The following is a 7108-nucleotide window of genomic DNA, read 5'->3' on the forward strand; positions in this document are numbered from 1 at the left end:
CGAACATGAAAATAAGCAGCTATGCCGCCGGGGCCTGGTACCAGAGCCCCGCCGAAGGAACCCTGGTACGGGACGCTGTCTATGGAGAGCCGGTGGCCCAGGTCAGCAGTGAGGGGCTCGACTTCAAGGCCATGGTCGAGTACGCCCGCAAGGTGGGGGGGCCTAACCTCAGGCGCTACACCTTCCACGAGCGAGCGGCCATGCTGCGGGCCCTGGCGCAGTACCTGCTGGAGCGCAAAGAGACCTTTTACGCCCTTTCCTACAAGACCGGCGCCACCCGCTACGATAGCTGGTTCGACATCGACGGCGGCATCGGTACCTTTTTCAGCTACGCCTCGCTGGCCCGGCGTGAGCTGCCCAACGAGCGCTTTTTGGTGGAGGACGACCCCCTGGCCCTCTCCAAAGGGGGCAGCTTCCTAGGGCGGCACCTCCTGGTGCCCAAGGAAGGGGTGGCGGTGCACATCAACGCCTACAACTTCCCGGTCTGGGGGATGCTGGAAAAACTCGCACCGGGGCTCATTGCAGGCGTACCGGCCATCGTGAAGCCGGCCACCCAGACCGCCTACCTGACCGAGGCGGTATTCAGGGCCATGCTCGAGTCGGGCATCCTCCCCGAAGGGGCCATTCAGCTCGTCTGCGGCGGGATTGGCGACCTGTTTGACCACCTGAACGAGCAGGACAGCGTAACCTTTACCGGCTCGGCGGCCACCGGACGCAAGCTCAAGACCCACCCCAACCTGGTGGCCAACGCGGTGCCCTTCAACATGGAGGCCGACAGCCTCAACTGCGCCATCCTGGGGCAGACGGTGGAGCCGGGCGACCCCGAGTTTGGGCTATTTGTGAAAGAAGTGGCCCGTGAGATGACCGTCAAGGCCGGGCAGAAGTGCACCGCCATAAGGCGGGTTATCGTGCCCCGCGAGAAGAGCGAGGCCGTACTCGAGGCCCTCAAACAGGAGTTGAGCAAGACCCGCCTGGGGGACCCCAGCCGCGAGGAGGTGCGCATGGGGCCGCTGGTGGGGGCCGGTCAGCGGGCCGACGTGCGGGCCGTGGTTGAAGAACTCAAAGCCCGCGGCTGTGAGGTGGCCTGGGAGGGCTCGAGCGAGCTATTGGGCGGCGACTTTGAAAAGGGCGGCTTCATGCCCCCCACCCTGCTCTTTAGCGCCAACCCCTGGGAGTCCGGGGCACATGACCTCGAGCCCTTTGGCCCGGTGGCTACCCTGATGCCCTACGAGAGCCTGGACGAGGCTATTGCCCTGGCCCGGCGCGGCAAGGGCAGCCTGGTGGGAAGCATCGTCACCTACGACCGCCAAGAGGCCCGCCGGCTCTTCTTCGGCTGCGCCACCCACCACGGACGGATGCTCATCCTAAACCGGGAAAACGCCCAAGAGTCCACCGGCCACGGCTCACCGCTGCCCCCGCTGGTCCACGGGGGCCCCGGAAGGGCCGGGGGTGGCGAGGAGCTAGGGGGGGTGCGCGGCATCAAGCACTACCTGCAGCGCTGCGCCGTGCAGACCGACCCCACCACCCTGATGGCCCTGTGCCAGGAGTACGTGCGCGGGGCTAGGGTCAAGGAAGACCCCATCCACCCCTTCCGCAAGTACTTTGAGGACCTGGAGATTGGCGAGAGCCTTCTGACCCACCGCCGCACCGTGACCGAGGCCGACATTGTAAACTTCGCCAATGTGACGGGCGACTACTTTTACGCCCATGTAGACGAGATTGGGGCCAAGGAGTCCATCTTTGGGGAGCGGGTAGCCCACGGCTACTTCCTAGTTTCGGCCGCCGCGGGCCTCTTCGTGCACCCAGCTCCGGGGCCGGTGCTGGCCAACTACGGCCTCGAGCGGCTGCGCTTTATTGAGCCGGTCAAAATCGGCGATACCATCCAAGCTCGCCTCACCGTCAAGTCCAAGGCCGCCAAAGACCCCAAGCCGGGCGAGCGGCCCAGCGGAGTGGTGACCTGGGCGGTGGAAATTACCAACCAAGAGGGCAGGACCATAGCCCTCTACGACATTCTGACCTTGGTCGCGAGGCGCGGCTAAGGCTCATTTGGCCAACTGCAGCAGCAGCATGGCGTAGCCCCGCTGGCCCTTCTCAAAGCTGCTGAGGCGAAAGAACTCGTTGGGCGAGTGGATGAGCTCGTCCTCCAGGCCAAAGCCGAAACTCACCGGGTCGTGCCCCAAGAGCTTTTTCAAGGTACTCAGGATGGGCACCGAGCCGCCAAACATGGTCTCCACCGGGGGCACCCCGTAGAGCTCAGTCAGCACCTCCTTAGCGGCCTGGGCCACCGGGTGGTCGGCCCGCATCCGGAAGGCCGGAGCACCGGCCTCCTTGACCCGCACCTCCAACCGCACCCCCTTTGGCAGGTGTTCTTCCAGGTGGGCTTTGACCAGGGCCACAATCCTGTCCGGGTCTTGGTGGGGCACCAGGCGGCAGGTAATCTTGGCGTGGGCGGTGGAGGGAATGACCGTCATGCCGCCGGGGCCGGTGTAGCCCCCCCACATCCCGTTGACCTCGAGGGTGGGCCTTCCGGTAATGCGCTCCCAAGGGGTGTAGCCGGCCTCGCCGTAGAACGCCGGCACCCCCAGCTTTCGCTTCATCTCTTCTTCATCCCAGGGGATTTTTTTGTACCACTCCCGCAGCTCGGGGCTTAGGGGCTCCACATCGTCGTAGAAACCCTTTACCGCCACGCTGCCGTCGGGCTTGTGCAGGGAGGCCACCAGCTCGGCCATGGCGTGCAGGGGGTTTTGCACCTGGCCGCCCCAGGAACCGGAGTGCAGGTCGTGGCTGGGGCCAGTAAGATCAAACTCGAGGCCACAAATACCCCGCACTCCCAGGCTCAAAAGGGGCGTGGTCTCGGAGAGCTGGCCGCTGTCGCCGTTGATGATCATGTCGCAGCGCAGGCGCTCTTTGTTCCGTTCAATAAATTCAGGCAGGTGCGGGCTGCCGATTTCCTCTTCTCCCTCAATCAGGGCTTTTAGGTTGAGGCCCAAAGCCCCGGTGGCGATAAGGGCCTCGGCGGCCAGCAGAAAAGCCATCACCTGGCCCTTCATATCCGAGGCCCCCCGGGCTACGATACGCCCATCCACGATGGTGGGTTCAAAAGGGGGGGAGTTCCAACGCTCGGGGTTGTCGGCAGGCTGCACGTCGTAGTGGCCGTAGAAAAGCACCGTGGGTCTGTCCGGGTAGGGGCAGTACTCGGCCAACACCACCGGGTGCCCGGCGGTGGGCAGCACCTCGGCCTGCAAGAAACCGGCCCGTTTGAAACGCTCCGCCAGCCAAGCCGCAGCCCGCTGCACATCCTGGCTGTGGGCGGGCTGGGCCGAGACGCTGGGGATGGAGAGGAAGGCGCGGAAATCCTCGAGGTAGGTGGCTTGGCGGTCGGATAGGTAGTTCTTCCAGCTCATGACAAGGGGATTCTACCCCACCAAGCCGCGTCCCTCATTCGTTGGTGCGGGCCATCACCTCTTCCAGGGTGGTAATCCCCAGGAAGGCTTTTTGGATACCGTCCTCCCGCAGGGTCTTCATCCCGTTCTTTCGGGCGATCTCTTTAATCTGGGTGGCCGACTGACCTTCCACAATGGCCCGGCGAATCTCGTCGTCCAGCACCATCAGCTCGTGGATGGCCGCCCGCCCTTTGTAACCGGTACCGCTGCACTTATCGCAACCGGTACCCTTGTACAGAGCTTTACCGGCGATGTCCTCCTTAGAAAGCCCCAGCCTGCGCAGCACCATGGGGTCCGGCTCAACCTGAATCCTGCAGTGCTCGCAGATGCGCCGCACCAGCCGCTGGGCCAATACCCCTATCAGCGCCGCGGAGATGTTGAAGAGCTCCACCCCCATCTCGTCCAGTCGGGTAACCGCCCCGGCGGCGTCGTTGGTGTGCAAGGTGGCGATGACCAGGTGGCCGGTGAGGGCCGCCTCGGTGGCGATTTTGGCGGTCTCCGAGTCGCGGATCTCGCCCACCATGATAATGTCCGGGTCCTGGCGCAGGAAGCTACGCAGGGCCTTGGCAAAGGTCAGGCCCGCCACCGGGTTCACCTGGGTCTGGTTAATGCCGGGAATCTCGTACTCTACTGGGTCTTCAATGGTGGTGGTGTTTTTATCCGGCGTAGCGATGCGCTTGAGAATGCTGAAGGTAGTGAAGGACTTACCCGAACCCGTGGGTCCGGTGATGAGAAAAATCCCGTAGGGCTTGGAAATCACGTCCTCAAAACGCTGGAAGACATCCGGGGCGAAACCAAGCTGCTCGATCTCGGGGATGTCGGCGGCCTTACGCAGAAGGCGCATCACAATCTTCTCGCCGTAGACGGTAGGCAGGGTAGAGAGGCGCAGGTCCAGGTCAATGGAGCGGTCGCGGTAGCGCACCCGGCCGTCCTGGGGCAGCCTGCGCTCGGCGATGTCCAGGTTGCCCATGATTTTGACCCGGGAGGCGATGGCCGGTCCAGCCCCCTTGGGCAGCCGCATATACTCCCGCAGCGCCCCGTCCACCCGTATCCGCACCAGGATGTCGGACTGGCGGGGTTCAATGTGGATGTCCGAGGCCTCCTGCAAGTAGGCCTCGCGGATGATGCTGTTGACCAGCTTGACCACCGCGTTGTCGTCCAGGGCACTGGTGTCGGCTTCCTCCTCCTTTTTCTTGCCCTCAAACTCACGGGCCAACTCCTCCACCCCAGTTGTGCTGCCGTAAAAGCGCTCTATGAGCCTGGTGATAGCCGACTCCGCCGAAACCGCAGGCATGATGTCCCGCTTGGTAATCATCCGCAGGTCGTCAATGGCCAGGATGTTGCGGGGGTCTTTCATCAAGACCACCAGGGTGTTGCCCTCCAGGTGGTGGGGGAAAACGGTATAGCGGCGCACGGTGTTCTCGGGCACCATGGTCAGCACCGAGGGGTCTGGAGGGGAGTCGGTGGGGTCAATGTAGGGGTAACCCAGCTGGGCGGCCAGGCTCTTGGCCAGCATCTCGGGCTTGATCTTGCCCGACTGCACTAAGGTGTCCTCCAGCCGCCCCCCCCCTTGGCGCTGCTTGGCCAAGGCCTCTTCCACATCCTGCGCGGTCACGTATCCCAGCTCCACCAGCACCTCACCCAAAGGGCGGGTCTTGCCCATGCGGCGCTGTACCGAGAGGGCCGCCTGCAGGGCCGAGCGATCAATCTTGCCCTCCTGCACCAGGGCCTCCCCAATCCGGCTCTTCTCGGGATAGGCCTTGGCAAAAAGTCCTTCCCAGGTCTTAGGAAGGGTCAGGATGAACTGGGTAGGGCGCTCAATCAGCTTGGCCACCGTGTGCCGGTGGCGGGGGTCGGCCAGCACCACCAGCACCTGCGAGCCCTCCTGGCGGACCGGCACCGCCTGGTAGCGCAGGGCATCGGGACGCAGCAAAAGCGCGGTAACCTCGGGCTGCACCTCGAGCTCCCCCAGCTCCGGCCTGAACTCTATGCCGGCCTGCTCGGCCAAGGCCTGGTAAAGCTGCTCCTCACTCAGGCCGTACTTATGGACCAGCAAACGGCCCAGAAGCTCTCCTGTCTTCTCCTGCTCAACCAGGGCCGCCTCGAGGGCCTCCCGGCTCAACCAGCCCTTGCGCACCAACAGCTCGCCAAGCTGTACATCCCCCGGCGAGGCCGAGGAAGGGGGGGGCGGCACCGGCAGGCCCAGCTCGGGGTAGTGCAGGGCCAGGGCATAGCGGAAAGAAGAGGGGGTGGTCAGGTAGGGCTCAATGATCTGGTTGGTGAGGTCCTCTAGCTCTTCCAAGACCAGGTTGTCCAGAGGGTTCAAAAGGGCCACCCGCAGGGTACCGCCCTCCAGGCTGAAGGGGATGGCCCCCAGGTCACGGGCCCGCTCGGCAGGAATAAGCGACTTGGCCTCAGGGGAAATCTCCATCCCCACCAGCTCCACCATGGGAATGCCAAAAGCCTCCTCAATGGCCTGGGCAATGCGGCGCTCGGAGAGCAAGCCCAGGTCCACAATCACATCGGAGAGGTTGCCCCCTACCTCGCGGTGCTGCTCGAGGGCCCGCTGAAGCTCCTCGTCGCTCAAGAGGCCCATGTCCAAAAGGGCCGCTCCCAATCGCTTATCTCCAATGGTCAGAACGTTCGCCATTCGTTCTATCCTCCCAGAGCAACGCCGGCTCGCGAACCACCCAGGCCCCCTACGAGGCCTCCAACCCTAGCTTCAGGATACCCAGCGCCACCCCCTCCTCCCTAATCTTTTATTGTGGGGCCTGGGCGAACCCCCTCTGGGTCAAATGCCTCAGGGTTCAAGCTGCGCAAAACCCAGCGCTCCAACCTGCGCACCAACCGGGTGTACCCCATCTCCCGGCTCGAGAGCGGAGGCACCAGCACGGTGTAGGCCCCCACCAGATTTCCCCCCAGAACATCCGTGAAGAGCTGGTCGCCCACCACCGCCACCTCGCGGGCCGTAAGCTCCAGCCGCCGCAGGGCCTCACGAAAACCAAACCAAGGCTTTCCTGCCGGACCAAACCCAGGAACCCCCAGCCGCTCGCACCAGTAGCGTACCCGCCGGGGGCTGCCGTTGGAGACCAAAAACACCCTCACCCCCGCCTGCTTCAGCCCTTCCAGCCACTCCAGCAGGTGGCGGGGGGCCTCGCCGTAGGCCTCATAGGGCACCAGCGTGTTGTCCAGGTCAAGCAGCACCGCCCTCAGCCCCCGTTCCGAAAGCCACTGGGGCGTCACCGCCGTCACCGCCGGAAGGAGGGCTTTAGGCCTGAGCACCTTCATAGTCTACCCCGGAAGCATGATGAGGGCCCACATCCGCCCCGTCCGGCCCCCATCACGGCGATGGGAAAAGAAGCGGTTATCGGTGTAGGTGCAGCTCCCCAGGGCCCAGTAATGCTCCGACCGCACCCCTCCCTTCAGGGCCTGGAAGCGGATGGCGGCCTCGAGGTCAAGCCGGTAGCGACCGGGGCGCTCGGGGTCGGGGCGGTAAAAGGGCAGAGCGGCCGCCTCAAAGCGCTCTACCACCTCTGGGCCCACCCAGTAGCAACACCCCCCAATCCCCGGCCCCACAGCAACCCGGAGGTGGGCCGGGTCCACCCCGTAGCGGGCCCTGGCCAGCGCCAAAGCCTGCGGCAGAATCCCCCCCACCACACCCCGCC

At 64.5% G+C, this 7108-nt stretch carries 5 protein-coding genes; 1 reads left to right on the top strand and 4 read right to left on the bottom strand.

Annotated elements, in window-relative coordinates; genetic code table 11:
- Positions 1-5: 5 nt before the first annotated feature.
- The gene (paaZ, locus tag Mlute_RS05900; RefSeq protein ID WP_119359817.1) at positions 6-2039 is read left to right on the top strand and encodes a phenylacetic acid degradation bifunctional protein PaaZ; all 2034 of its coding nucleotides are present in this window, start codon (positions 6-8) and stop codon (positions 2037-2039) included.
- Between the two features lie 3 nt (positions 2040-2042).
- Here the strand turns inward: paaZ and Mlute_RS05905 are convergent, their stop codons facing one another.
- The 4 genes from Mlute_RS05905 to Mlute_RS05920 all read right to left on the bottom strand — a co-directional run.
- Entirely contained in the window at positions 2043-3404 is a 1362-nt protein-coding gene (locus tag Mlute_RS05905; RefSeq protein WP_119359818.1) for a dipeptidase, read from the bottom strand.
- A gap of 34 nt (positions 3405-3438) precedes the next feature.
- A complete protein-coding gene (locus Mlute_RS05910; protein WP_119359819.1) occupies positions 3439-6093 on the bottom strand; it encodes an ATPase, T2SS/T4P/T4SS family in 2655 nt (884 codons plus the stop codon).
- A 101-nt stretch (positions 6094-6194) separates the two neighbouring features.
- Entirely contained in the window at positions 6195-6725 is a 531-nt protein-coding gene (locus tag Mlute_RS05915) for a YqeG family HAD IIIA-type phosphatase (RefSeq protein WP_182482488.1), read from the bottom strand.
- 9 nt (positions 6726-6734) lie between these two features.
- Positions 6735-7108: laccase domain-containing protein (locus Mlute_RS05920; protein WP_147371036.1), on the bottom strand; the 374-nt coding region annotated here is incomplete at its 5' end.

It is taken from the genome of Meiothermus luteus, assembly GCF_003574085.1.
GTDB lineage: Bacteria > Deinococcota > Deinococci > Deinococcales > Thermaceae > Meiothermus > Meiothermus luteus.

Bases quoted from the DNA above. Each gene is read 5' to 3' on its own strand.
- Mlute_RS05910 (WP_119359819.1), bottom strand. From the start codon at position 6,093: ATGGCGAACGTTCTGACCATTGGAGATAAGCGATTGGGAGCGGCCCTT.
- paaZ (WP_119359817.1), top strand. From the start codon at position 6: ATGAAAATAAGCAGCTATGCCGCCGGGGCCTGGTACCAGAGCCCCGCC.
- Mlute_RS05905 (WP_119359818.1), bottom strand. From the start codon at position 3,404: ATGAGCTGGAAGAACTACCTATCCGACCGCCAAGCCACCTACCTCGAG.